Annotated in this window: 23 protein-coding genes; 12 read left to right on the top strand and 11 right to left on the bottom strand. The window is 32.4% G+C overall.

The annotated features are described in order from the left end of the window. The first annotated feature begins 45 nt into the window (after nucleotides 1-45). Nucleotides 46-687: a Crp/Fnr family transcriptional regulator gene (locus tag PBN93_RS04475; protein WP_077404021.1), complete on the top strand. Its 642-nt coding sequence runs from the start codon at nucleotides 46-48 to the stop codon at nucleotides 685-687. Here the strand turns inward: PBN93_RS04475 and PBN93_RS04470 are convergent. The 5 genes from PBN93_RS04470 to PBN93_RS04450 form a co-directional block, all read right to left on the bottom strand. Beyond that, nucleotides 657-2009, bottom strand: coding sequence for an alkaline phosphatase family protein (locus PBN93_RS04470; RefSeq protein ID WP_271081547.1), 1353 nt, complete (start codon nucleotides 2007-2009; stop codon nucleotides 657-659). The genes PBN93_RS04475 and PBN93_RS04470 overlap by 31 nt on opposite strands. A gap of 74 nt (nucleotides 2010-2083) precedes the next feature. Continuing rightward, complete coding sequence (locus tag PBN93_RS04465) at nucleotides 2084-5245, bottom strand: TonB-dependent receptor (RefSeq protein ID WP_077404027.1); 3162 nt, start codon at nucleotides 5243-5245, stop codon at nucleotides 2084-2086. 128 nt (nucleotides 5246-5373) lie between these two features. Continuing rightward, the gene (locus PBN93_RS04460) at nucleotides 5374-6078 is read right to left on the bottom strand and encodes a LytR/AlgR family response regulator transcription factor (protein WP_077404030.1); all 705 of its coding nucleotides are present in this window, start codon (nucleotides 6076-6078) and stop codon (nucleotides 5374-5376) included. After that, nucleotides 6068-6685 (bottom strand): sensor histidine kinase, encoded by a 618-nt coding sequence (locus PBN93_RS04455; protein ID WP_171974502.1) that lies wholly within the window; start codon nucleotides 6683-6685, stop codon nucleotides 6068-6070. Before PBN93_RS04455 ends, PBN93_RS04460 begins: the two co-directional genes overlap by 11 nt. 458 nt (nucleotides 6686-7143) lie before the next feature. Further along, a complete protein-coding gene (locus PBN93_RS04450) occupies nucleotides 7144-7782 on the bottom strand; it encodes a hypothetical protein (RefSeq protein WP_271081546.1) in 639 nt (212 codons plus the stop codon). Between the two features lie 152 nt (nucleotides 7783-7934). Between PBN93_RS04450 and PBN93_RS04445 the strand changes: the two genes are divergently transcribed. Both PBN93_RS04445 and PBN93_RS04440 read left to right on the top strand, forming a co-directional pair. Beyond that, nucleotides 7935-8498, top strand: a complete 564-nt coding sequence (locus PBN93_RS04445; RefSeq protein ID WP_271081545.1) for a DNA-3-methyladenine glycosylase I — start codon at nucleotides 7935-7937, stop codon at nucleotides 8496-8498. Between the two features lie 52 nt (nucleotides 8499-8550). Beyond that, nucleotides 8551-9090, top strand: a complete 540-nt coding sequence (locus tag PBN93_RS04440) for a hypothetical protein (RefSeq protein WP_139344234.1) — start codon at nucleotides 8551-8553, stop codon at nucleotides 9088-9090. Between the two features lies 1 nt (nucleotide 9091). Here PBN93_RS04440 and PBN93_RS04435 read toward each other — a convergent pair whose 3' ends face one another. The 5 genes from PBN93_RS04435 to PBN93_RS04415 all read right to left on the bottom strand — a co-directional run bounded on the left by PBN93_RS04435 (nucleotide 9092) and on the right by PBN93_RS04415 (nucleotide 16325). Then, nucleotides 9092-10069 (bottom strand): LuxE/PaaK family acyltransferase, encoded by a 978-nt coding sequence (locus PBN93_RS04435; RefSeq protein ID WP_077404057.1) that lies wholly within the window; start codon nucleotides 10067-10069, stop codon nucleotides 9092-9094. 102 nt (nucleotides 10070-10171) lie between these two features. Continuing rightward, nucleotides 10172-10504 carry a T9SS type A sorting domain-containing protein gene (locus tag PBN93_RS04430; protein ID WP_077404045.1) on the bottom strand — a complete coding sequence of 111 codons (333 nt, stop codon included), beginning with the start codon at nucleotides 10502-10504 and terminating at the stop codon, nucleotides 10172-10174. A 164-nt stretch (nucleotides 10505-10668) separates the two neighbouring features. After that, on the bottom strand, nucleotides 10669-10980 hold the full coding sequence (locus tag PBN93_RS04425) for a T9SS type A sorting domain-containing protein (RefSeq protein WP_077404048.1): 312 nt from the start codon (nucleotides 10978-10980) through the stop codon (nucleotides 10669-10671). A gap of 200 nt (nucleotides 10981-11180) precedes the next feature. Further along, a complete protein-coding gene (locus PBN93_RS04420) occupies nucleotides 11181-13406 on the bottom strand; it encodes a hypothetical protein (protein WP_271081544.1) in 2226 nt (741 codons plus the stop codon). A 93-nt stretch (nucleotides 13407-13499) separates the two neighbouring features. Beyond that, on the bottom strand, nucleotides 13500-16325 hold the full coding sequence (locus PBN93_RS04415; RefSeq protein WP_271081543.1) for a TonB-dependent receptor: 2826 nt from the start codon (nucleotides 16323-16325) through the stop codon (nucleotides 13500-13502). A gap of 179 nt (nucleotides 16326-16504) precedes the next feature. Between PBN93_RS04415 and PBN93_RS04410 the strand changes: the two genes are divergently transcribed. Both PBN93_RS04410 and PBN93_RS04405 read left to right on the top strand, forming a co-directional pair. Then, nucleotides 16505-17194, top strand: coding sequence for a response regulator transcription factor (locus PBN93_RS04410; RefSeq protein ID WP_077399260.1), 690 nt, complete (start codon nucleotides 16505-16507; stop codon nucleotides 17192-17194). Beyond that, nucleotides 17194-18249 carry a sensor histidine kinase gene (locus PBN93_RS04405; protein WP_077399257.1) on the top strand — a complete coding sequence of 352 codons (1056 nt, stop codon included), beginning with the start codon at nucleotides 17194-17196 and terminating at the stop codon, nucleotides 18247-18249. The genes PBN93_RS04410 and PBN93_RS04405 overlap by 1 nt, the downstream gene beginning before the upstream one ends. Here the strand turns inward: PBN93_RS04405 and PBN93_RS04400 are convergent. Continuing rightward, nucleotides 18174-19277 carry a glycosyltransferase family protein gene (locus PBN93_RS04400; protein ID WP_077399254.1) on the bottom strand — a complete coding sequence of 368 codons (1104 nt, stop codon included), beginning with the start codon at nucleotides 19275-19277 and terminating at the stop codon, nucleotides 18174-18176. The two genes, PBN93_RS04405 and PBN93_RS04400, sit on opposite strands and share 76 nt — an antisense overlap. 70 nt (nucleotides 19278-19347) lie before the next feature. On the opposite strand from PBN93_RS04400, the gene trmB reads away from it, so the two are divergent. The 7 genes from trmB (at nucleotide 19348) to PBN93_RS04365 (ending at nucleotide 24000) form a co-directional block, all read left to right on the top strand. Beyond that, nucleotides 19348-20019: a tRNA (guanosine(46)-N7)-methyltransferase TrmB gene (gene trmB / locus PBN93_RS04395; protein WP_077399251.1), complete on the top strand. Its 672-nt coding sequence runs from the start codon at nucleotides 19348-19350 to the stop codon at nucleotides 20017-20019. Between the two features lie 3 nt (nucleotides 20020-20022). Then, nucleotides 20023-20655 carry a LysE family transporter gene (locus tag PBN93_RS04390; protein ID WP_077399248.1) on the top strand — a complete coding sequence of 211 codons (633 nt, stop codon included), beginning with the start codon at nucleotides 20023-20025 and terminating at the stop codon, nucleotides 20653-20655. Nucleotides 20656-20657: 2 nt separating this feature from the next. Then, nucleotides 20658-20993 carry an MGMT family protein gene (locus tag PBN93_RS04385; RefSeq protein WP_077399245.1) on the top strand — a complete coding sequence of 112 codons (336 nt, stop codon included), beginning with the start codon at nucleotides 20658-20660 and terminating at the stop codon, nucleotides 20991-20993. A gap of 158 nt (nucleotides 20994-21151) precedes the next feature. Beyond that, a complete protein-coding gene (locus tag PBN93_RS04380) occupies nucleotides 21152-22294 on the top strand; it encodes an Mrp/NBP35 family ATP-binding protein (RefSeq protein WP_077399242.1) in 1143 nt (380 codons plus the stop codon). 2 nt (nucleotides 22295-22296) lie between these two features. Further along, entirely contained in the window at nucleotides 22297-22536 is a 240-nt protein-coding gene (locus tag PBN93_RS04375; RefSeq protein ID WP_077399239.1) for a NifU family protein, read from the top strand. Between the two features lie 76 nt (nucleotides 22537-22612). Then, nucleotides 22613-23671 (top strand): NAD(P)/FAD-dependent oxidoreductase, encoded by a 1059-nt coding sequence (locus tag PBN93_RS04370; protein ID WP_077399236.1) that lies wholly within the window; start codon nucleotides 22613-22615, stop codon nucleotides 23669-23671. Continuing rightward, nucleotides 23671-24000: a 2Fe-2S iron-sulfur cluster-binding family protein gene (locus PBN93_RS04365; protein ID WP_013620458.1), complete on the top strand. Its 330-nt coding sequence runs from the start codon at nucleotides 23671-23673 to the stop codon at nucleotides 23998-24000. The genes PBN93_RS04370 and PBN93_RS04365 overlap by 1 nt, the downstream gene beginning before the upstream one ends. The last annotated feature ends 55 nt before the right edge of the window (nucleotides 24001-24055 follow it).

Genomic DNA, 24055 nt, shown 5'->3' with positions numbered 1-24055 from the left:
CATAGAAAAAATAGATTTGACTTTTAGTAAAATAAATAGAATTTTATGCAGGTTTTACGTCCAGATTTTAGAAGTCAAAAAAAATTTTTGTTATATGAATTTTTAAGAGAGGAAATTGGAGATGATACGCTGAAAAATTTTGTTACAGAAATTGTTTACGATAAAAATACTTACATATATCAGCCGCCTATAGTTGAAAATTACATTTATGAAATTGTTTTTGGAGCAGTTAAGTTAGGAGGGTATTCTGAAAAAGGAGATGAGTATGCTTATGATATTGTGCATACAGGTGACTTTTTTGGGAATTTAAAGTACTTAAACGGTCAGTTTTCTGAATTTGCAAAAACTTTAGTTGATGTAAAAGTTAGGTGTTATGATTTAAACTTTTTTAAAAATGAAGTTAAGAAAAACCCAGAAGCTGCCGAATGGTTTTTTGCTTACTTAACCAAAAGATGGTGCCTAGCAGAAAAAAAGTTATGTAAAGTAAATGAGCGATCTATTATAGGTAAGTTAAATTTTTTAAAAACAGTTTATACTATAGATGTTTTAGATGTTAAGGGTAAAGTACATAATATACATTGTTTATTAACCCAAAAAGATAAGGGTGACCTTATTGGGGCCACCCGTCAAACTATTGCTAATGCTTTAAAAAATAATCAGTTTACTTTAGATAAAATTCCAGGGTAAAGAATACCGTCTTTTGCGGTAAAATTTAGTTTAAGTAACTGGCTAATTACAGGAGCCACATCTTCTAGCCCCATTTTCTCTATAGTTTTACCTTTATTAATACCTGCTCCAAAAGCAACAAAACCAGTTTCTATTTCTTTAAAATCTGGAAAAAAACCGTGTGTACCACCTTTTCTAGGAGATAGTATGTTACCATTAGTTCTAGAAGACATAGCAATGCCAGGTATTGGAGCTAAAGCCAATACAGCATTTGGGTCTGCACCAATTTTATCTAGCTCTTCTCTATTTACCACTCTAAATAATTTTTTAATATTATCAGGTAAATTATTTAGTTTGTTGCGGACTTTTTCAATAGTTTTTTTGTCTTTTTTATCCTTTACCATTAAAAAAGCAGAAGCTCCGGATGTATGAAAAGCAGCTTTCCAATTTCCTCTATCTTTTTTATCTTCCATTAAACCTTCTTCTACCAACCAAATGTTAGGGTTTAATGCAGAATGTATATCTACAAAACCGTGGTCACCAGTAATTATAAATGTTGTTTTATTTTCTATGCCTGCTCTTTTAGAGGCTTCCATAATTTTGCCAATGGCTCTATCTACTGCTGCAATAGAAGTGTATACTTTTTCGCCATCTCTGCCTTGCTCGTGCTGAAAATGATCTACAGCAAATAAATGAATAGAAATAAAGTTTGGCTTATATTTTTCAAGTGTATAAGCAGCCATCTCTCCAATTCTATCTTCTCTGTTTAAATAATTGCCATTAAATGTATTCTTATTTAATTTTCCTAATACTTCTTCTTCCATTTCAGCTAAAAAACCTTTAGGAGTTTCAAAATCGCGCATAGGTTTAATACTCCCGTAATCTCCTTTTAAATACCAGTATTCTGGTATGTTATAGTTTATATCTGCGCCTACAGATACAGGCCAAAGAAAGCTAGCGCTTGTTTTGTTAGCTTCTTTAACAGCGGTCCACAGTGTTTTTGTTTTTATAAGGTTGTTTTCCCAGTACCAACGGCCAGTTTGCCCTTTATCTTCAAAAGGACTATTGTAGTAAATACCGTGTTCTTTTGGGTAAGCACCCGTAATTAATGTAGTGTGCGATGGGTATGTTACAGAAGGAAAAATACCTCTAACTCCTTTAGCAGAAACCCCTTCTTTAACCATTTTTTTTAGGTTGGGAGCAGGCCATTTTTCTTCTAAATAAAAGTCTGGTCTAAAACCATCTACAGAAATTAAGATTACATGTTCTGTAATTTGCTTTTCTTGAGCCTCGCAAATATGAGCAGTAATTATAAGGCTTAGTATGTATATAATTTTTTTCATATCATTTTTTAAAATGAAGGGTTTGCTTCGTTTAATCAGCAAACCCTTCCACTATTAAACAAAAATTAAAATTCTTAATTAAAAGTATATCTAGCTCCTAATTGTAATCTCCAAGGAGTTCCGTTTATAGGTTCTGTTCCGCTAGAAGTTTGTACAGAATAATTATAGTTTTGGTTTGTTTGATCAAAACCAGTTATTCTCATTAAATTTCTATTTCCAAAGTTGTGAGACTGTCCCCAATCTTTATTTAGCATATTGGCAAAGTTGAAAATATCCATAGATAGTTCTAATCCTTGTTTTTTGTTTTTAGTTTCAAAACGCTTTTGCAATCTTAAATCTACTACAGCAGAAAAAGGATTTTTTCCACCATTACGCTCAGCAAAACTACCATAACTATCTTTAAGGTATTCTTTAAAACCATCTGGAGTTTCTGGGTCGTTTAATATTTGGTTATAGCTGTCTATAATAGATTGAGGAGTGCTTGGGTCATTTGGGTCAAAAATGTAAGCAACATCATTACTTAAGTTAAAGTCGCCGTTAGCACTAGTATTGCTGTTTACTTTAAAAGTGTATCTAGTACCTCCTTGGCCAATTACTTTTGCACCTAATGTAAAACCTTTCCAGGTAGGTGTAGCACCGTTTACAACCAATTTAGTATCAAAATGGTTATCTGCAAAACCATAATTTAAATCTCTAGGGTCTCCAGATACTGGTAAAAAAGTAGAGGTATTAGCAACACAACAGTTGTAAGAAGAGTTGTCTTTAGATCTGTTAAAAGTAACACTTGCGTTTACGTAACCATCTTTACCAATTTGCGCAGATCCCTCTAATACAAAAGCAAGGTTGTCTAAAACACCATCAGAAGTCATTACCAAAGTTCTACCAACTTGGTCAGATATTCTAGAGTTTTTCCAGTCTGTAGATCCGTTTTCTGTAATTGTATTTGCAGGTACAAAAACCTCTCTACCTTGTTCTGTAACAAAATAAGGCTCTTTAACTAAGTTGGCTTCTTGGTATGTGTAGTTGTTTTTGGTATGACTAAACAAAGCATTAAAACCAAGACTGTATTTGCTACTAAAAAAGTGAGTATAGCTTAAGTTAGCTTTGTATGTTGTTGGTACTTCAAAATCTTTACCCACAGCATTTATTGTAGAAAAAGGAGTAACACCAGCAGGTACACCAGGTACGGTATTAGGGTTGTTTCTATACGATGGAAAATCTGGCGTAGGAACATTGCTGCCCGTAACATCTATAGCGCCTAATAGTGTGCCACTATTTTGAATGTTGTTTACTTGTGCGTAGTAGTGAGGTTGAGCAGAAAAAACGCCTCCTCCTAATTTAAATACATCTTTATTTTCTCCTTTTAAGTTGTATGTAAGCTGAAATCTAGGCTGTATGTTATTGTAATCATCTAACTTTTCATCTGTGCGTATACCTAGTTCTTGGTCTACTACCGGATTGTATTCTGCTGCGTCTAAAAACTTTGTTGCATCCCAACGTACACCAGCTACTAAATTTAAATCTGGAGTAATATCAAAATCTACTTGAGCAAATAAAGATAAATCTAAAACGGTTTGTTTAACAATAGGTAAACCTTGTAAAGGTACTTCTCTAGCATATCTAGACGGAGTTAAGTTCTCAAAATCATCTAAAGAATCAAAATAAAAACGACCATTTTGCTCATTAGAAAGTAATGTCTCTAAAGAAGTAATCATATTATCTGTACCAAAGGTAAAGTTTGCATTATCAGTATTAATGTAGGTAGTATTTGTAAACTGTATTTGGTTTTCTACATTAGTTTCTGGAGAATAACGTTGCCCACCTAATTGTACACTTTTAGTACTGTTATTACCGTTTGGTAAAACGGAAGTAACTTGCACTATTGCTCTTGGTATATTAGATGATGGCAGTTGTGAGCTAGGTGTATAAGCTCTTTCTGCGTGCTGGTACTGAAACTTAAACTCGTTAGTTACAGTAGGACTAAACATAGAGCGTAAAGAAAGCATAGTGCTATTTTCTTTAGATGCAAAATCTGAATATGTTTCTGCTAATTCTATGCTAGAGTTATCACTAACACTAAAAGGATTGTCCCATTTGTTATATAAGTTACGTAGTGTAAGTCTGTGCTTATCATTTATTTGCCAATCTAAACGAATAAAAAGGTTGTTTGCTTCCGTTTCACGATCAAACTGACCAATTTGTTGTTGGTCACCCAAGCCATAAGAGTTTCTACCAATACTTAAGTAGCGGTCTAAATTGTCTTGTGTTATTCCTAATCTATTTTCGTCATCTGTGCTTTGTATATCTGCAATATACCTAGGTTCTCCGGCATCTTGCCTTTCGTAAACAGCAAAAAAATGAAGCTTGTCTTTAATTATAGGTCCGCCTAAGCTAACACCATACTGAGAATTGTAAAAATCTGCAGTACGCTCTTGACCTTGAATGTTGTATTTACTTTGTAGGCCATCTGCTCTGTGGTAAAAGAAAGTGCTACCTTTAAATTCATTAGTACCAGATTTGGTTACAGCAGAAATAGATCCTCCGGCTTGCCTACCTTGTGTAACATTATAATCATTAGTAGAAACTTCAAATTCTCTAATAGCTTCTTGTGATATTGTGTATGGTCCGCTACCAATATCGCCAGCAGTTAGTTGGTTTCTAGCATTAGTACCATCAATAGTTACATTGGTAGATGTCCCTCTTTGTCCGCTTAAATTATAGCTACCGCCACCTTGCAGTGGAGATAAACTAGTTAAGCCAGTAAAGTTTCTTCCTTCTGTAGCAAGTTTTTTAATTTGCGTTGCGCCAATTTTAGTAGAGGCACCAATTTGTTCAATTCTTTTAGATAAACTGTTAGATGATACTACAACTTCATTTAATGTTGTAGAAGATTCTTGCAGTTCAAAATTAATAGTAACTGCATCACTTAAATTAAGCATAATGCCTTCTCTAACAGATTCTGAAAAACCTAGGTATTTTGCCGTAACCTTATATGGCCCACCTAATGGGAGTTGTTGAAATTTAAAATCGCCATTTTCATTTGTTAATGTACCAGATATAAAGCCTGTAGAAATATCTTTTATCACAATTTCTGCGCCCATAAGAGGTTCTCCAATATTATCTTTTACAGAGCCCTTAATAGTTGCATTTGTTGCTTGTGCATAGGAGTTAAGTGAGGTTCCTAGTAAAATAAATAAAGCTATTACCCGTAAGTAATTCTTGTATTTTGTTTCCATTTTTTATAGTTTGTTATTTAATTGGCTGCAAAAGTAGTGGCAGCAACAAACTGAAAAATGTTAGTTTTTAACATTAAAGATAGACTTAACTTTAACTTTAAATTTTAGTAATATAGGAAGACTTTTAGCTAACTGATAACAGATGATTTAGAGGTTTTTTCTAAAAACTCAAAAAAACTAGCCTTGTATTTTTGTCCTATGGGTATTTTGTGATTATCTGTAATAATTTGGTTGCCAGATATACTTTTAATTACGTCTAAATTAATGGCATATGATTTATGTGTTCTTATAAATAAGTTAGTTGGTAGTGACTCTATAAAATTTGTGAAAGTCATATTTGTAACAATGCATTCTTTTTCTAAATGTACTTTAACATAGTCTCCAGATGCTTCAATAAAAATAATATTGTAAGGGAGTACTTTATGTAATACTTTGTTAGATTTAATAATAATAAAATCATTAATTGCTATTTTGTTTTTTTTAATATCTAGCTTGTTAACGGCAGTTAAAAATCTATCAAAAGAAAAAGGTTTTAGCAAGTAATCTGTGGCATTAAGCTCAAAACCATCTATGGCATAATCAGAATAAGCTGTTGTAAAAATAACTTTAGGTGGGTTTTGTAATGATTTGTAAAAAGTTAACCCAGATATTAATGGCATATTAATATCTAAAAATAATAAGTCTATGTTAGAGTTAATTTTTAGCTCTTCTATTGCCTGGTTTGCATTATTACATACGCTAATAAGTTCCAAAAAATTTATATTGTTTATATACTTTTTTAAAACTTGTTGTGAGGATGGTTCGTCATCAATAATTAAACATTTAATACTCATTAGTTTCTGGTTTAGAAGTAGTTAGTGATAAGCTTACTTTAAAAATTTTTTCATTTTCAGTTATAATAAACTTATGTTCCTCTGGATAAATTAACTTTAAGCTGTCTTTAATGTTTTTTAAGCCAATACCAGAATATTTGTTGGGTATAGACTCTTCTTTTGTTGATTTATTATTTTCAATGTAAAATTCAAAAACTCCTTTTTTTTGTTTAAGTTGTATGTTAATAAATGAGTTGTTAGTGTTATTTGTAACACTGTGTTTAAAGCTATTTTCTACTAGTGGTAGTAGCAACATTGGATATAGCATAAAGTTATTATCTTCTACATTTATATGCAATTTTACATTTTTAATGTTTTGAGTTCTTAATTTATTAAAGTTTATATAGTTTTTAATTAATGTAATTTCATCTTGTAAAGAATTTTTTTTTGAACTAGAGTCATAAATAACATATCTTAAAATATCTGATAATTGTATTATGGCGTCTTGCGTTTCATCTTTTTTATCTAAAGCTAATGCGTATATAACATTTAAAGAATTAAATAAAAAATGTGGATTAATTTGAGATCTTAATGAAGTAAGTTGCATTTGTATATGATTATTTTTCATTAACAAACGTTTATTTAGTTGCTTATTAAAGTAAAACCAATCTTCAGATAGTTTTAGTGATGTTGTGGTTGCTAATATGATAAAGAAAATACTGGTAACGCCTATTTTAGTATCATAAGAAATAAAAAAATAAGAGGGAAAAAAGTAATCTAATATAGACTCTAAAAAAAGAGTGTTAAGTTTTGCAAACAAAAATATGATAAGTGCAAAAAGTAAAAAGAAATAGAGATACTTTTCTTTTTTTAAGAAAAAAGGAATTAACAGGTATAAGTTTATTAAGCTAGGAATAGCTACCGATACTAGAAAACCAAAGCTGTAAATAAAATCTATTTTTATAGGCAAATTTCCTTTACTGAAAATAAAAATCAATATACTATAGCACAATACCCAAACCACTATATTAAATAACAATGGGTTATGATTCTTTATACGTATAAAATTGGTGCTATAAATACTCATTATTCTTTTTTAAGAACACATTCATTACTAGTTTTCCACTTGTCTTTGATATCTGATTCCGAATATTTTTTCAAAAATTTAAACAATTGGTCAGATGATCCTGTTAAAATAAGGTTTTCTTGAATACCTATTTTTTCATGCTTAAGGTGTAATTGTTCTTTTTCTAAAAGATCTGTTATTACATCTTCATCTATCCATTTTATATTAATATTTCCATTTTTCTGTATGTCAACTTTTGCTACAGTATGGGTTTCAATTACGGAAAGTTTTGCAAGACTATTTAATTTTTCACTGTTATATTCAAGTAGATTAAAGTCAATAAAAAGCTCCTTATTAATTTTAAAAGTTATTCCAATAAATGATGCTTCTTTATTATTTTCAGTATACTTAATAAAATATCCATTTTTGTATTTATTATATATTTTTAAGTCTTCCTGTGATTTAGGTTCTTTATCTTTTTCAAATTCCGACTTTAATGCTATGATTTCCCATTTCCCATTCTTAGTGTCGTTCCATATTCCAATAAAAGATTTTTCAAAAGTAACAGCTTCAGAAATATAAAAAGGATGTATAGATTTTATAATACAAGAATTGAATAAAACCAATGATAAAATAATTAAAAATTTTTTACTTTGCATAATAGTTGTTTTGGATTTTATGCTAAATAAAAAGAAGATACAATTAATAACAACTCGTTTCGATAAACAAGACTTAACTAATGCCAAACAAATTAAATAACAGAACTTTTACTAAACTTACATACCTTTAAAACATATAACTAATTAAAATTATGGAAAAACACAGATGCGGTTGGTGTGTGGGTGATGATTTGTATGAGGCATATCATGATGAAGAGTGGGGGATTCCTGTAAAGGATGATAATTTGTTATTTGAGTTTTTAATTTTAGAAACTTTTCAGGCTGGGTTAAGTTGGATAACAATTTTACGTAAGCGTGAAAATTTTAGAAAAGCCTTTGATAATTTTGATTATAAAAAAATTGCAAATTACAAACAAGGTAAAATAGATGCTTTGCTACAAGATGCAGGTATTATAAGAAATAAGCTAAAAGTGAACTCTGCTATAACCAACGCAGTTGCTTATATTAAAATACAAAAAGAGTTTGGTAGTTTTAGTGTCTACATATGGAGCTTTGTAAACAACAAGCCAATAAAAAATGCGTTAATTAATTATAAAGAAGCACCTGCAAACACGCCTTTGTCTGACGCAATTAGTAAAGACTTAAAAAAAAGAGGATTTAAATTTGTAGGTAGTACGGTTGTTTATGCGTTTATGCAGGCAACAGGTATGGTTAATGATCATGAAATTAGTTGTTTTAGATATAATGAAGTATAGTATGTTTAGATTAAAAAAGATTGGTTTCTCTGTTGTTCTATTTTTTTTCTGTGTGATAACAATTGTAGCGCAAAATAAAATAGAAAGGGAACACAGAATTTTAAAATCTCAGTTCCCAGAAATTAGTTATACCAAAGAATTGTTGGGTAATGATGTGAAAAAAATAAAATACTATAAGGAAGTTGGTCCGCAAGAAGTTGTTTATACTACCAAGTTTAAAAAGGTTAAGCTCCACTACCAAATGCAGTATTCTAACAATGGAGATTTACAAAATATTGGGTTTAGAATAAAGCAGGTAGATTTTCCGTTTGAAGCTTTTACAGCTATAAATAACCAATTGGTATACTCTTATGATAAATTTAAAATTATAAGAATGTATCAGCAATATCCGGTAGAATCTAGAGAGGATGAAGCTTCTGTACTTAAAAGTGCATTTATGAATTTAATGGAGCCTAATATGCAATACAGACTTATTGTTAAGGGGAGAAAAGATGGTAAAAAAGTTCTAAAAGAATTCTGGTTTACGGCATCAGGATCTTTTGTAAAAGAAAGAAATATGCTGCCAGCTAATTTTGACAGGGTTTTATATTAATTTACAAAACCAGTAAATTACAACCTCTAATATCAGAATTGTCAAACCTGCCAATAATTTCAAAGCTTTGGTTTGGGTGTACTTTACCTAGGTCTTGAGTAGCAATAAAAGCACAAGAGTTTACATTGGCTAGGTCAATTACATTAATACCACCTGTTTTGCCGTTTTTTTGTAGAGTTAAGGGATCTTCAGGATCTCTAGTTAAAATTTTCATCCAAGGTGGTGTGTTAAAAATACCGTTTCCTTTAGAATAACCTTGTGATAGTAACTCGGTCATTCCGTACTCAGAATGTATTTCTGTAACACCAAACCCATTTTTTAACTCTTGGTGTAGTTCTTCCCTAATTAGTTCTTTTCTTCTACCTTTCATACCGCCAGTTTCCATAATAATGGTGTTTTTAAGGTGTAGTTTGTATTGTTCAGCAACATCTAACAAAGCAAAAGAAACACCAATTAGAAGTACCTTTTGGCCTTTTTCCTCTAAAAATTCTAATTTTTTAACTAAGGCATCAATATTGTTGAGGTAAAAACCACTATCTGGGTGTCCACTTTTTTTAATAAGGTCATCTGCCATATATATTAATGAAGAACCTGTGCGCTCTAAATATGATGGCAATAGCGCTAAAACACAATATTCTTTTATATCTCCATAAAAATGTTTAAAGCCCTTAAGGTAGCTATCTATATATATTTGTACACTAGCAACATGGTGCTTACTGGTAACTGTACCCGTTGTACCGCTACTGCTAAATGTTATTTGTGGTTTGGTATTTTTTATAAGAACCTTTTTTGTTTTAAAAAATTGAATGGGTAAAAAAGGAATATCTGTGTAATTAATTACGTTGCTACAATCTTTGTGTAGATGATTACAAAATTCCTGATAGACTAAATTATTGTTGTACTGAAATTTAAATACTTCTAATGCAGTTGTATTAAAATCTTCTTCGGTTTTTGTAGTAAAAATAGCCTCTGTATTCATTGTAATAAATAATACTGCAAAAGTAAGCAACAACTTAGTTGTATAAAACAAAAAGCCCTAACATATTGTTAGGGCCTTTATGTGGTTGTTTGGGTTTTATTTTTATTTCACGACTAATTTGCGTGTTACTGTTTTTTTATTTTCTGTTACTTGCATTAAATACATTCCAGGAATTAACTTAGAGATATTTAATTGTTTTGCAATTAAGCGCTGTTTTAAAACAACTTCACCAAAAATGTTATAAACAACAATGTCTTTAGCTCTGTTTTCTTTAGTTGTAATGTAAACGGTTCTGTCTGCTACCGGATTAGGGTATAGTTTAAAATCTGCAATTTGGGGAATATTGCTATTTTGCATAGGAAAGTTAGCTGCCTTTTCTTGGGCAGAAACTAGCAAGCAAAATGTCATTAAAAACAAAATGTAGATTTTCTTCATTTTTTTGCTGATTTGGGATTAGCTCTGTAAATGTATGTTAAGTAACTCCTTAAAAATATTTAATGTTGTGAAAAGTGATTTATTGTAGGTTAAATCGCCTTTTTTAAGTTGTTAAGAAATAAAATTTTAAAAAATACGTTGCTCGGATGAACTGCAACAAATAATTACTTAATAATTAGTTTACGAGTGGCAACCTTATCTTTTTCAAAAACACGAATAACGTAAACGCCAGCATCTAAATTAGATAAATTTAACTCTTTGCCAATTAATTTGGTTTCTAGCGCTTTGTTACCTAAAACATCAAAAATTAATATTTTTTTTGGAGCATTTTTCTTAGTGCTAATGTATATTTTTCCATTAGTTACTGGGTTTGGATAAAGCTTTAGACCTTCTATATCAGAGCCATTTTTAGCGTCTTGCCCAAAGGCAACCACAGTAGAAAATGCAAAAAATAAGACAAGGTATAAGTGTTTCATATATAGCTGTATGCAATAAATATACTACAAATATACTAAAGAGTTACTTTTTACGTTGCAATAAATTTAACATTTTCGATAAAAAGAAAAAACTTTAACAAAAGAAAGAAAAAACATCATAATTAATAAGGTGATTTTGGAGCATAAAAAAACCGCCTAAACTTAGTTTAGGCGGTCTTTTATAAATTATTTTTTATGGCTTATAAACCAACTGTCCAACCAGTAGCCCAGTCAGGCGTAGCAGCACCATTACCAGCACCAGTTGCAGTACCTTCTGTGTAGAAGTCTTGCTTAGCACCAGCATAATCAGTTTCAACAAAACCAGTTGCTTTAGCGTCAAATTGGATGTTAGTAATAACTAAATCACCAGCTTCAATTCTTGTTGCTGCAGGAGCATCCGTACTTTTTACTTTAACACCTAAATCAATTCCAGAAGTGTAGAAGTTGTCAATTGTGAATTTTCCACCACCTTCTTTGTAGTAAAGTGCACCTTCTGAAACAGGACCAACAACTGTAATATTACTTAATGTTGTTGTAGTTACAGGATCTACACCAGCTGGCTCTTCTGCAAGGTTAGAACCTTCTATACCAGCAAAAGCAGCACCAGAGATGTACCAAAATTCTCCGTTACCATTCCAGCCGTCAGCAAAATCAATACCATCATCACCAGAGTTAGTAGATACTAAGTATTTACCAGTAACAGTACCACCAAAGAACTCAATACCATCATCGTTACCGTTGTAAGATTGAACATACTCTACAGTAGTTTCAGAACCAACACCAAATAATGATAAACCGTTAAACTCTTTAGAGTTTGTAAAAGTAGCACCAGTATACTCTAAACGTAAGTATGTTATAGAACCAGAATTATCATCTGCAACCGTACCACCATAAGTTAAATCTGCAACTTCAGAAGTAACAGCAGTACCCTTGTTTGTTGGTGCTTTACCACACACAACTAAACCACCCCAGTCACCAGGAGCAGGTGAAGCCTCACCAGAAGTCATAACAACAGGATCAGTAGCAGTACCATTTATAAATATTTTACCACCTTGTGCAACAGCTATGTAAGAGCTAGTTTGTCCTGTAGCTTCAATAATAGTACCAGCTGGTATTGTTAACTCACCACCATCTAATACTTCTAATTTACTAGTAAGTAAATATTTTACATCTGCTTGTAGAGAAACAGCAGAAGTAATTGTACCTTCTAAGTTAGATTCTGTAACACCACTGTTATCTAAACCTCTTGTCCAACCAGCAGCCCAGTCCGGAGCAGCTGCACCATTACCAGCACCAGTTGCAATACCTTCAGATATAAAAGATTGGTTAGCACCAGTGTAATCTGTTTTTTCAAAACCATCAGCTACACTTGCAAACTGCATATTTGTAATTTTTAATGCATCTGCTTCTAATCTTGTAGCTGCAGGAGTATCAGAATCTTTTACTTTAACACCTAAATCAACGCCAGCCGCGTAAAAATTGTCAATTGTAAAGTTACCTCCACCTTCTTTGTAATAAAGTGCACCCTCTGTTACAGGACCAGCAACAGTAATATTACTTAAGGTAGTTGTAGTTACAGGATCTACACCAGCAGGTTCTTCTGCAAGGTTAGAACCTTCTATACCAGCAAAAGCAGCACCAGATATGTACCAGAAATCTCCATTACCGTTCCAACCGTCAGCAAAGTCAATACCATCATCACCAGAGTTAGTAGATACTAAGTATTTACCAGTAACAGTACCACCAAAGAACTCTATACCGTCATCACCACCGTTGTAAGACTGAACATATTCTACAGTAGTACCAGAACCAACACCAAATAAGGATAAACCGTTAAATTCTTTATCATTTGTAAAAGTAGCACCTGTATATTCTATTCGTAAGTATCTAATAACACCAGAGTTATCGTCAGTAACAGAACCACCGTAAGTTAAATCTGCAACTTCAGAAGTAACAGCAGTACCTTTGTTTGTTGGCGCTTTACCACACACAACTAAACCACCCCAGTTACCAGCAGCAGGAGAAGCCTCACCAGAAGTCATAACAACTGGATCACTAGCTGTACCATTTACAAATATTTGACCTCCTTGAGCAACAGCTATATATGATGCTGTACCTCCAGTAGCTTTAATTACAGTACCTGCAGGTATTGTTAATTTACCACCATCTAATATTTCTAATTTACCTTTTAATTCGTATTCTACAGAGGCATCTAAAGTTAATTCATCTGTAATTTCTCCTTCTAGTGCATTAGAAGCACATGGCTGACAAGAAGATCCTCCACAGTCAACTCCTGTTTCATCTCCGTTTTGTATGCCATCAGAGCAAGTATTTTTGTCGCCAGAGTCGTCATCACTACTACATGACACCATTACAGTTCCAAGAACTGAAGCGATCATCATAAATTTCAAGAAAGTTTTTTTCATTTTTCCGTTTGTTTAATAATTTAATGCGAATTAAGACTTTGGTTGTTAACCAGTTGTTAACTCAGTTTTATATAAGTGTAACTATACTATTAATTAAAAGTTATATGACAAAGAAAGTTTTACGTTGGCACCTCTTTTGTAAGATAGTACTGTAACATCTTGTTCGTCTTGAAATCTTTCTACTGTAGTGTTTAATATATTTTTTGCAGAAAGTCCAATTCTAATGTTTTCGTTTAACTGTGCTTTTGCAATAAAATCTAAGGAACCAAAACCTTTATCAACTAGGTTTCCTTTGCCTTGTACCCCTAATGCATATATTCTATCTGAAAAATAGTTGTATGCCAAAGTTGTAGTAATATTTTTGTTTTTGCTATAATCTTTAGAAAAGCTAATGTCTCCGTTTAATAGCAAATCAGATGCTCCAGTTAAACCATCTTCTTCATTAGAGAAGTTTACACTTAACGGGAATCCAGCTGCAGTTGTTTCTTCAATTATCTTTTCAGGATTTAGTTCTTGATTTGTGCTCATATAAGATGCGTTGAATCCTGCAGATAATACAGTTTTTAATACGCTATCTTCAGTGTCCTTTTCTGTTGCAAAAAGGTCTTTTCTTACTTCTAATTCTACGCCGTATGCTTTTGCCCAGTCACCAGAGTTTACATAACTAATTACGTTAGACGCAGAGTTAATTGTAATTTCATTAATTGGATTTTCTATGTATTTACCAAAAACACCTAATGAAATAATTTCACTTGAGTTAGGGAATAACTCCCATTTTAAGTCAAAGTTATAATCTGTAGAAGCATATAAGCTTGGGTTACCAGTATATGTGGTAGTAACGTCTTCAAATAAGAATAAAGCTCTCTCTTTAAACTGAGGTAAAGTATAGGTTTTACTAGCTGCAAACTTTAAGTTTTGCTTATCGTTTAGCTCATATTTTAAAGATAAAGCAGGTAAAAATTCTGTTTTCTCAAATTCATTAGAATCCCCGGCAGGGTCTATAGATGTACTCCAATCTATACTTTGGTTAATTTGCTCTACGCGTAAACCTGCAATTAATGTAAATTTAGGGTTAAAAGCATATTCTAAATTAGTGTAAGCAGCGTGTATATCCTGGTTACCGTTATAGGTTTGCGGTTGTAAAGCAATAGGATTGTTAGCGTTACCTCTAAAGGTACTTAATGTAAATAGGCCTGCGTTTAAATTTTCTTGTGTAAAGTATGCGTCTAAATTATAAGGATCTGTAATTATAGGTTGTGGTATTATAGATCCATCATTATTTCTTGTATTTATATTAAAGTTAAATTGAGTAGCTTCAAAATCAACTTCTTTAAACCTTCCGCTATAACCAACAGTTAATTTACCGTCATATAAATCATCTTCATTTTTCTTAAATTTAAAAGTTGCAGATAAATTAGCAGCTAATTCATCTTCAGTTAAATCTTGATAAAATCTGTGGTTGTCAGAATTACTTATAGACCTACGGAAAGACTTTGGTCCGTTTGGTTCATCCCAATCATCTGGAGATAAGGTGGTTTGTTTTCTATTAGGAATACTACTTGTAAGTGTGTTGTAAGATGCACCCCAGTTTACTTCTAATTGCTCTCCAATTTTATGGTCTCCTAATAATTGATTTACAAAAAGAGAAGTTCTTTCAAAGGTACCTCTTTGTATTAATCCGCCACCTTCTGGAGCATAGTCAAAAACATTAATTACACCATTATACTCTTGTTGTTTTTGAGTAGATGTATTAACGTATAAAGAGTTGTATTTAATTGATGATCTACCTATTGTATAACCTAAGTTTGCCATTAACGTAGAGTTTGTGCTATACTCGTAACTAGTATAGTCAAAATCTTTAGCAATTAAGCCACTAGGAGATGTACTACCTCTTGCAACACCTTCTTTATATTTGTAGTCGTTATCAAAAGTACCAACAGCAAAAAAGCTCAACTTACTTTGTTCCCCTAGTGTGTATGAATCTCCTCCAGATAAAGATAAGCTAGTAACTATAGGTGTTGGTGCAGTTTCTCTGTCCCAACTAGTTGTATAATTATAATTGTTTAATGGAAAATCCGGATAATCATTTGTATAAAAACCATATACATCAGGACCATCGTTTAAATAAAAATCACCTTCGCCAATTGCTTCAGTGTTAACACCGGTGCCAACTCCTAATTGTAAAAAGCCAGATCCTTTATAGTTTTTTGAGGATATATCAATATTTGCTCCTGCAAAGTCACCGTAGTTTTTAGCATTGTACGTTTTATCTATACCAATATACTCAACAATATCCGTAGAGAAAATATCTAAATCAATGTTTTTTCTAGATGGGTTGTTAGATGGTAATGGTAAGCCGTTCATAGTTGTAACGTTATAACGATCTCCTAAACCACGAACAAAAACGCTACCAGATCCTTCTTGCTTAGAAATACCAGTGGTTTTAGTAACAGCAGTAGCAACATCACTAACACCTTTACGTGCTAATTCTTGTGCGCCAATTGCCGTTTTCATCTCTACAGCTTTCTTTTGGTCTAATAATAGGGCTGTTTCAGAATCTTTTCTTGTTACCGTAGTAATAACAATTTCATCTAACATCATACCTTCATTGGCAGACATTGGTACATTTATTGTTGTTACCTTACCAGCTGTAACCGCTACATTAGGTATTTCTATGGTCTCATAACCTACATAACTAAACTGTACAGTATAAGTGCCTGGCTCTAAATTTGCAATCTCATATAAACCATCAAAATCTGTTGTAGTTCCTTTAGTTGTTCCTTTAATTAGTACGTTAGCAAAGGCTAACGGATCATTATTCATTTCTTTGTCTGTTAGTTTCCCAACAATGCTTCCTGTTTCTTGTGCCTTTGATACTAAGCAAGTTACAAGGCAAAAAGTCAATAATAAAAGTCTCATTAATTTCGTTTAATAGTTGGCGCAAAGAACGTGTCAACCTGTGAACGTGATGTTACCTGTGTGTTAACAATTTAATTCTTAATTGTTATTTAAATGTTATGATATTAAATGAATGTTAAGCAGCTTTGAAGTATAAGTATTATCTTTACTTTTGGCGAACCAATCAATAAAATATAAAAATGAAAAAGAAGGATATTAAGATACTTTTAGTAGACGACGAACCAGACATTTTAGAAATTGTAAGCTATAATCTTTCATCAGAAGGATATGAGGTTTTTACAGCAAAGAATGGGGTTGAGGCCGTTGCTAAAGCAAAGAAAAAACATCCTCACTTAATTATTTTAGATGTAATGATGCCAGAAATGGATGGTATTGAAGCGTGTGAGATTATACGCAGTACTCCTGGTTTGCAAAACACTATTATTACCTTTTTAACGGCTAGAGGAGAAGATTATTCTCAGGTAGCTGGGTTTGATGCTGGTGCAGACGATTATATCACAAAACCAATAAAACCAAAAGTATTGGTGAGTAAGGTTAAAGCTTTATTAAGAAGATTAAAAGAAGAAAATACTGCAGAGCAAGAAGATATTGTTAAAGTTGGTAACATTGTTATTAATAGAGAAGAATACAAAGTTATTAATAATGGAGAAGAAATAGTGTTGCCAAGAAAAGAGTTTGAGCTTTTAGCATTACTTACTTCTAAACCAAATAAAGTGTACAAAAGAGAAGTTATTTTAGATAAAGTTTGGGGTAACGAAGTTGTTGTTGGCGGAAGAACTATAGATGTACACATTAGAAAGTTAAGAGAAAAAATAGGAGACGACCACTTTAAAACTGTTAAAGGTGTTGGTTATAAGTTTGTTTTATAATGGCAAAAAGACTAAAAAAGTCATATAAATTCGCATTCCGGTCATCATTTTTTATTGTAACCACACTAACACTGTTGTTAGGATTGTATATGTATTATACAGCTGCTGTAAGGTGGCTGTTTTTGTTATGTTTTGCTCTTTCTAGTTTTGGTATATCTTTCTTAATTATACAACATAGAGTAGAGCGTTTTATATACAGACGAATTAAAAAAATATATGATGACGTTTCTTTGTTAGAATCTACTTCGTTTTCATCTGCTCCTATAACTACAGACATTAAAACTCTAACAGAGGAAATTGAAAAATTTGCAAAAGGCAAAAAAATAGAGATAGATACACTTAAAATTAGAGAAGAATACCGAAAAGATTTTTTAGGAAACGTTTCCCATGAGTTAAAAACACCATTATTTACTGTGCAAGGCTATATTTTAACCTTGTTAGATGGTGCTATGGATGATAAAAAAGTGCGCGAAAAGTACTTAGAGCGTGCTAATAAAGGTGTAGAGCGTTTAATTTACATTGTTAAAGATTTAGATATGATTACCAAGCTGGAGGCTGGTGGTTTATCAATGGAGTTTGAAGATTTTGATATTGTAGAACTTATACAAAATGTTTTTGATTTGCTAGAGATGCGTGCCGCTAAAAAGCAAATTACATTAACTTTTGATATGGAGTATAAAGAGCCTATAATGGTTAGGGCAGATAAGGAGCGCATGCAGCAAGTAGTGTCTAATTTATTAGTAAACTCTATAAAATATGGTCATACTAACGGTACTACAGAGGTTAGTGTAGAGAACCTAATTAAAAATAAAGTAATTGTGCGCGTTACTGATAATGGTGAGGGTATATCTAAAGAACACCTATCTAGACTTTTTGAGCGTTTTTACCGTGTAGAAAAAAGTAGAAACAGAGAGGTTGGTGGCTCTGGACTAGGGTTATCTATAGTAAAACACATTATAGAAGCACATAACGAAAAAATTTATGTAGAAAGTGTAGTAGATGTTGGATCTGAGTTTTCTTTTACTTTAGAAAAAACTTCAAATAATGAAGAGTAATCTACGGTACTTTTAAATTTAGTTAACCCTTTGTAATCTTTCACTTTTTTTAATAATTCTAGTGTAAAGTCATCTTGTTGGCAAGTAGGTGCTATCTCTTTTTTGTGTAAGCGTTTAGCTAAATATTCTTGTTCAAATTGGCCAGGTGTTGGTATAAAAAATGCCTTTTTTTCTAGTTTTGCTAAGTCCATTAAAGTTGTGTAGCCAGATCTGCAAAGTACTAATTTGCTTTCGTTTATAGCGCGTTCTAAAGCTTTAGAGCTCATATAATTATAAACAACTATGTTGCCTCTTAATGATGATATTTTTTGTTCTTCCTCTATAATGCCTTTTACAAACAATACATCATCATTATAACCAATTAGTTCATCAAATATTTTTTCTTCAAGCATAGAGCGTTGGGGTTCCGGACCAGATAAAAGCACCATTAAATCGTACTTTTTAGGAGCATCAGTTTTTGTAAACCTGCTTAAAGGTCCTAAGTATTTAATTTTAAGCTTAGAGTTTTTTAAATGTCCTAGTTTGCCCGATAGGTTTGGTTGTTTTTTAGTGTCTGGCACCCAACATTCATCAAACTTTTTAATAATATTCTGGTGCAATTTAGTTGTCATCCAAGTAGTGTTACCAGTTAGCACATTTAATTGGTGTGTAATAAAAACACTAGGTACTTTTTTGTAGCAAACACCCAAACGGTTGTCCGATATAATACCATCAATATGAAACTCTTTTACTAGTTTTTTTGTTTGTTTTTTCTCTTTTTGTATTGCTTTAAGCATTTTAGGAGAATCCCAAAGCAATTTTATTTTAAAGTTTTTTCCGTTTTTGGCATATTTTATTTTGTACGATGGCAATTCGTGAAACTCTAAGCCAGGAAATTCTTTCTTTAAAAGGTTAAGTGCATCGCCATCAGATGCAATAACAGGTGTAAAACCTTCAGTTAATAAGGCATTAATAATAGGTATACACCTAGTGGCGTGCCCCAAGCCCCAATTTAATGGGGCAACCAATATGCGTTTGCTTTTATTCATACCTATAAAGAAACTACTATAAAAACATAAATAGATTTCCTTAGCTTTGCCAAATCATTAAATTTATGTTGTGGGAAGTAAAAACAAGCTAAAAAGGTTTAAAGAAAACGAAACGTTTGATAACGTAATTCAGCCAACCAGAGAAGAAATAGTAGATGCAACATTTGCATTAAAGGGGAAGTGGAATACTTTTTTTAAGAACGATAATCCAATTATATTAGAGTTAGGTTGTGGTAAAGGAGAGTATACCGTTGGTTTAGCAAAGCAAAGTCCTAACAAAAATTTTATAGGAGTAGATATTAAAGGAGCACGCTTTTGGAGAGGAGCAAAAACAGCTACTGAAGAAAATATGCCTAACGTTGGTTTTATTAGAACTCAAATAGAGTTAATAGATAAGTTGTTTGCAGAAGGTGAGGTTTCTGAAATTTGGATTACTTTTCCAGATCCTCAAATAAAATACAAACGTACCAAGCACAGGTTAACTAACGAGGCTTTTTTAGCCAAGTATAGGCAAATATTAAAACCAGATGGTGTGGTTAATTTAAAAACCGATAGCGAGTTTATGCACGGTTACACACTTGGTTTATTACACGGTAAAGGTTTAGAGGTACTTTACGCAAATCATGATGTGTATAAAAATGAAGGAAGTCCAAAAGAGGTGTTAGAAATTCAGACTTTCTATGAAAATCAGTATCTTGAGAAAGGAAAACCAATCACTTATATAAAATTTAGAGTCAATTAACCAATGACACACTTACTTATACTTTTTTTTGCAACATTTTCTGGGGCCTTTATGGCTACTGTACCTCCTGGGTTGTTAAATATGAATGCTGCAAAAATTAGTGTAGAAAAAGGAAAGTTAAATGGTATAATATTTAGTATTGGCGTAGCTATAACGGTAATTTTACAAGCATATATAGCGGTAATAATATCTAAATTTTTGCACAATAATCCAGCTTTTGTTGGTGTACTGCTAAAAGTAGCTTTAGGAGTATTTGCCTTATTAGGCATTTATTTTTTTGCTATGGCAAAAGAGTGGATTAAACCTAAAAAGAAGGCCAAGCCTAAAATTAGCAAGCGTAATAGTTTTTTTAAAGGTGTTTTTTTAGCAGCAATAAACCTTCTTACAATACCCTATTACAGTGGTATGAATGCAATGTGGAAGGCATCGGGCTGGATTAAATTTCAGGTTTGGGATATTATGGTGTTTATACTTGCAGCAGGCTGTGGTACTTTTGCCGTATTGTATTTGTATACTGTTTATTTTAACAAGTTAGAGAAAAAATCTAACGGGTTTTCTAAAAACTCTAACTACATTATAAGTGCTTTAATGCTGTTACTTTTTATTATAACTTTAATAAGAGTATATAATCATTAAAAATGGCTACAGATAATCAGAATTTTTTTGAAAGAGTATATGCGGTAGCAAAACAAATACCATATGGCAAAGTAACCTCTTATGGTGCAATAGCTAAATATTTAGGAGCTGCACGTAGTGCGCGTATGGTAGGTTGGGCAATGAATGCGTCTCACTTAAAAGATGAAATACCAGCCCACAGAGTTGTAAACCGTAAAGGCTTGCTCACAGGTAAGCATCATTTTGACGGGACTAATTTAATGCAACAACTTTTGGAGAATGAAGGTGTTGTGGTCATAGACAGTCAAATACAAAACCTAGAAGACTATTTTTGGGATCCTATAAAAGAACTAGAGTAGCCTTAGCGTTAAAATCTATATGCTATCAAAATAATATATTTTAAACTTATAAAAGTATGTTATATTTCAATTCTGCTGCTTCTTAATCTCAGCCCTATACACTATCTTTGTAGTTTAGAATCAGTTTAAGTAAAAAGCTGAAAAAGAAAGTACTATAGATGAAGCTAAATAAACAAGATGTCTTAAAGGCATTAGAAAAGATAACAGTTCCTGGTGAAGGTAAAAATATGGTTGAAAGCGGGGCTGTAACCAATGTTATGGTTTTTGGTGATGAGGTAGTTGTAGATGTAACTATAAACAATCCTAGTTTACAAGCACGTAAAAAAACCGAAGTAGAAATTTTAAAAGCTATACATGCAGAAGTGTATGAAAAAGCTAAAATAAAAATAAATATAAAGGTAGATGCAGAAGCTGCAAAGCCAAAAACTAACGAAATAAAAGGAAAACCACTACCAGGTATTAAAAATATTATAGCTGTTGCCTCTGGTAAAGGAGGTGTAGGTAAATCTACAGTAACAGCTAACTTGGCCGTAAGTTTGGCTAAAATGGGCTTTAAAGTTGGTTTGTTAGATGCAGATATTTACGGGCCATCTATGCCAATTATGTTTGATGTGGCACAAGAAAAACCACTAGCAGTAAATATAGACGGCAAGTCTAAAATGAAACCAGTAGAAAGTTACGGAGTTAAATTACTATCTATTGGCTTTTTTACACAACCTAACCAAGCTGTAATTTGGAGAGGACCAATGGCATCTAAAGCATTAAACCAAATGATTTTTGACGCACATTGGGGAGAAATAGATTTTATGTTAATAGATTTACCTCCAGGAACAGGAGATATACACTTAAGTATTATGCAGGCAATGCCAGTTACTGGTGCTGTTGTAGTAAGCACACCGCAAGAAATTGCTTTAGCAGATGCACGTAAAGGTGTTGCTATGTTTCAGCAAGATTCTATTAATGTCCCAGTTTTAGGTGTTGTAGAAAATATGGCGTATTTTACTCCAGAAGAATTACCAGAAAATAAATATTATATTTTTGGTAAAGAAGGAGCAAAACACTTATCTGAAGATTTAAAAGTGCCTTTTCTAGGAGAAATTCCGTTAGTACAAAGTATTAGAGAGGCTGGTGATGTTGGTAGACCTGCAGCAATGCAAGAAAACACACCAATAGAGGTTGCTTTTGAGGCTCTTACTAAAAATGTAGTACAGCAAGTGGTAAGCAGAAATACAGATTTGCCACCAACAGAGGCAATTAAAATAACAACTATGGCGGGTTGCTCGCCTGTTAATAAGCAATAAAAATGACAACAGAAGAGGTAAGAACTAACGTAGAAAAAGCATTGGCAGAAATTCGTCCATTTTTACAGAGTGATGGTGGTGATATTTCTCTAATTTCAATAGATAATGATACTTCTGTAAAAGTAAAGTTAGAAGGTGCTTGTGTGGGTTGTAGTGTAAACCAAATGACCCTTAAAAGTGGTGTGGAAATGACAATAAAAAAGTATGTGCCACAGATTGAGGAAGTAATTAACGTAGGCTAATCTGTGCTGATAATTGTCATATTATAAGCATAATTACTTCTGTAATTTTACATTTACTTTTTAAGAATACTTTTACATGATTAAAACAGATATACTAATTATAGGTGCTGGTCCAACAGGATTATTTGCTGTTTTTGAAGCCGGATTATTACAGTTAAAATGCCATTTAATAGATGCCTTGCCACAAGCAGGCGGACAATGTTCTGAGATTTATCCAAAAAAACCAATTTATGATATTCCTGGTTTTCCTGAAGTGTTAGCTGGCGATTTGGTAGATAACTTAATGGAGCAAATAAAAGCGTTTCAACCAGGTTTTACCTTGGGTGAACGTGCAGAAACTATAGAAAAACAAGAAGACGGTTCTTTTATAGTTACAACAAATAAAGGAACAAAGCACCACGCGCCAATTGTTGCAATAGCAGGTGGTTTGGGTAGTTTTGAGCCTCGTAAACCCTTGTTAGAAAACTTATCTAAGTTTGAAGACAATGGTGTTGCTTATATGATAAAAGACCCAGAAGTATACAGAAATAAAAAAGTGGTAATTGCTGGCGGAGGAGATTCTGCTTTAGATTGGAGTATTTTTTTAGCTGATGTAGCTGCTGAGGTTACTTTGGTACATAGAAGAAATGAGTTTAGAGGTGCTTTAGACTCAGTTGAAAAAGTGCAACAACTTAAAAATGCGGGTAAAATTAACCTTATTACTCCGGCAGAAATTGTTGGTTTAAAAGGTGGTGATACACTTACTGCAGTAGAAATTAAAAAAACTGGAGAAGAGGAAAACATTGTTTTAGAGGTAGATAATTTTATTGCCTTATTTGGTTTGTCTCCTAAACTAGGTCCAATTGCAGATTGGGGATTAGAAATAGAGAAAAATGCCATAAAAGTAAATAATGCGTTAGATTACCAAACAAACATACCTGGTATTTATGCTATTGGAGACGTAAATACATACCCAGGAAAATTAAAATTAATATTATGTGGTTTTCATGAAGCTACATTAATGTGTCAGAGTGCCTACCAAAAAATATATCCAGATAAAAAATATGTTATGAAATATACTACCGTTGGTGGTGTATCTGGTTTTGATGGTACTAAAAAAGAAGCGCCAAAAGCAGTTGTAAAAGCAATAGAATAATGAGTGATATTAAATTAAAAATAACAGACAGAGAAGGTGTTTTACATGAAGTAGATGCACCTACTGATATGAATATGAATTTAATGGAAGTTGTACGTTCTTACGAGCTTGCTCCAGAGGGTACAATTGGTATTTGTGGCGGTATGGCTATGTGTGCTTCTTGTCAGTGTTATGTTAAGTCGGATCATGAGCTACCAGAAATGTCTGATGATGAAGATGCTATGTTGGCAGAAGCTTTTAATGTAGAAGATAACAGTAGATTGGGTTGTCAAATACATATGACACCAGACTTAGATGGCTTAGAAGTTGAGTTGGCTCCAGAGAGTTAAAATCAATTTAACTAAATATACAAAAAAGCTCAAATTCTTTATTATAGAATTTGAG

Source organism: Cellulophaga omnivescoria, assembly GCF_027915275.1.
GTDB classification, from domain to species: domain Bacteria; phylum Bacteroidota; class Bacteroidia; order Flavobacteriales; family Flavobacteriaceae; genus Cellulophaga; species Cellulophaga omnivescoria.
This window is presented reverse-complemented; position numbering and strand designations above follow the sequence as displayed.

Coding starts and splice junctions, on each gene's coding strand:
- PBN93_RS04475 (WP_077404021.1), top strand. CDS start 46: ATGCAGGTTTTACGTCCAGATTTTAGAAGTCAAAAAAAATTTTTGTTA.
- PBN93_RS04470 (WP_271081547.1), bottom strand. CDS start 2,009: ATGAAAAAAATTATATACATACTAAGCCTTATAATTACTGCTCATATT.
- PBN93_RS04465 (WP_077404027.1), bottom strand. CDS start 5,245: ATGGAAACAAAATACAAGAATTACTTACGGGTAATAGCTTTATTTATT.
- PBN93_RS04460 (WP_077404030.1), bottom strand. CDS start 6,078: ATGAGTATTAAATGTTTAATTATTGATGACGAACCATCCTCACAACAA.
- PBN93_RS04455 (WP_171974502.1), bottom strand. CDS start 6,685: ATGAAAAATAATCATATACAAATGCAACTTACTTCATTAAGATCTCAA.
- PBN93_RS04450 (WP_271081546.1), bottom strand. CDS start 7,782: ATGCAAAGTAAAAAATTTTTAATTATTTTATCATTGGTTTTATTCAAT.
- PBN93_RS04445 (WP_271081545.1), top strand. CDS start 7,935: ATGGAAAAACACAGATGCGGTTGGTGTGTGGGTGATGATTTGTATGAG.
- PBN93_RS04435 (WP_077404057.1), bottom strand. CDS start 10,069: ATGAATACAGAGGCTATTTTTACTACAAAAACCGAAGAAGATTTTAAT.
- PBN93_RS04430 (WP_077404045.1), bottom strand. CDS start 10,504: ATGAAGAAAATCTACATTTTGTTTTTAATGACATTTTGCTTGCTAGTT.
- PBN93_RS04425 (WP_077404048.1), bottom strand. CDS start 10,980: ATGAAACACTTATACCTTGTCTTATTTTTTGCATTTTCTACTGTGGTT.
- PBN93_RS04420 (WP_271081544.1), bottom strand. CDS start 13,406: ATGAAAAAAACTTTCTTGAAATTTATGATGATCGCTTCAGTTCTTGGA.
- PBN93_RS04415 (WP_271081543.1), bottom strand. CDS start 16,325: ATGAGACTTTTATTATTGACTTTTTGCCTTGTAACTTGCTTAGTATCA.
- PBN93_RS04410 (WP_077399260.1), top strand. CDS start 16,505: ATGAAAAAGAAGGATATTAAGATACTTTTAGTAGACGACGAACCAGAC.
- PBN93_RS04405 (WP_077399257.1), top strand. CDS start 17,194: ATGGCAAAAAGACTAAAAAAGTCATATAAATTCGCATTCCGGTCATCA.
- PBN93_RS04400 (WP_077399254.1), bottom strand. CDS start 19,277: ATGAATAAAAGCAAACGCATATTGGTTGCCCCATTAAATTGGGGCTTG.
- PBN93_RS04390 (WP_077399248.1), top strand. CDS start 20,023: ATGACACACTTACTTATACTTTTTTTTGCAACATTTTCTGGGGCCTTT.
- PBN93_RS04385 (WP_077399245.1), top strand. CDS start 20,658: ATGGCTACAGATAATCAGAATTTTTTTGAAAGAGTATATGCGGTAGCA.
- PBN93_RS04380 (WP_077399242.1), top strand. CDS start 21,152: ATGAAGCTAAATAAACAAGATGTCTTAAAGGCATTAGAAAAGATAACA.
- PBN93_RS04375 (WP_077399239.1), top strand. CDS start 22,297: ATGACAACAGAAGAGGTAAGAACTAACGTAGAAAAAGCATTGGCAGAA.
- PBN93_RS04370 (WP_077399236.1), top strand. CDS start 22,613: ATGATTAAAACAGATATACTAATTATAGGTGCTGGTCCAACAGGATTA.
- PBN93_RS04365 (WP_013620458.1), top strand. CDS start 23,671: ATGAGTGATATTAAATTAAAAATAACAGACAGAGAAGGTGTTTTACAT.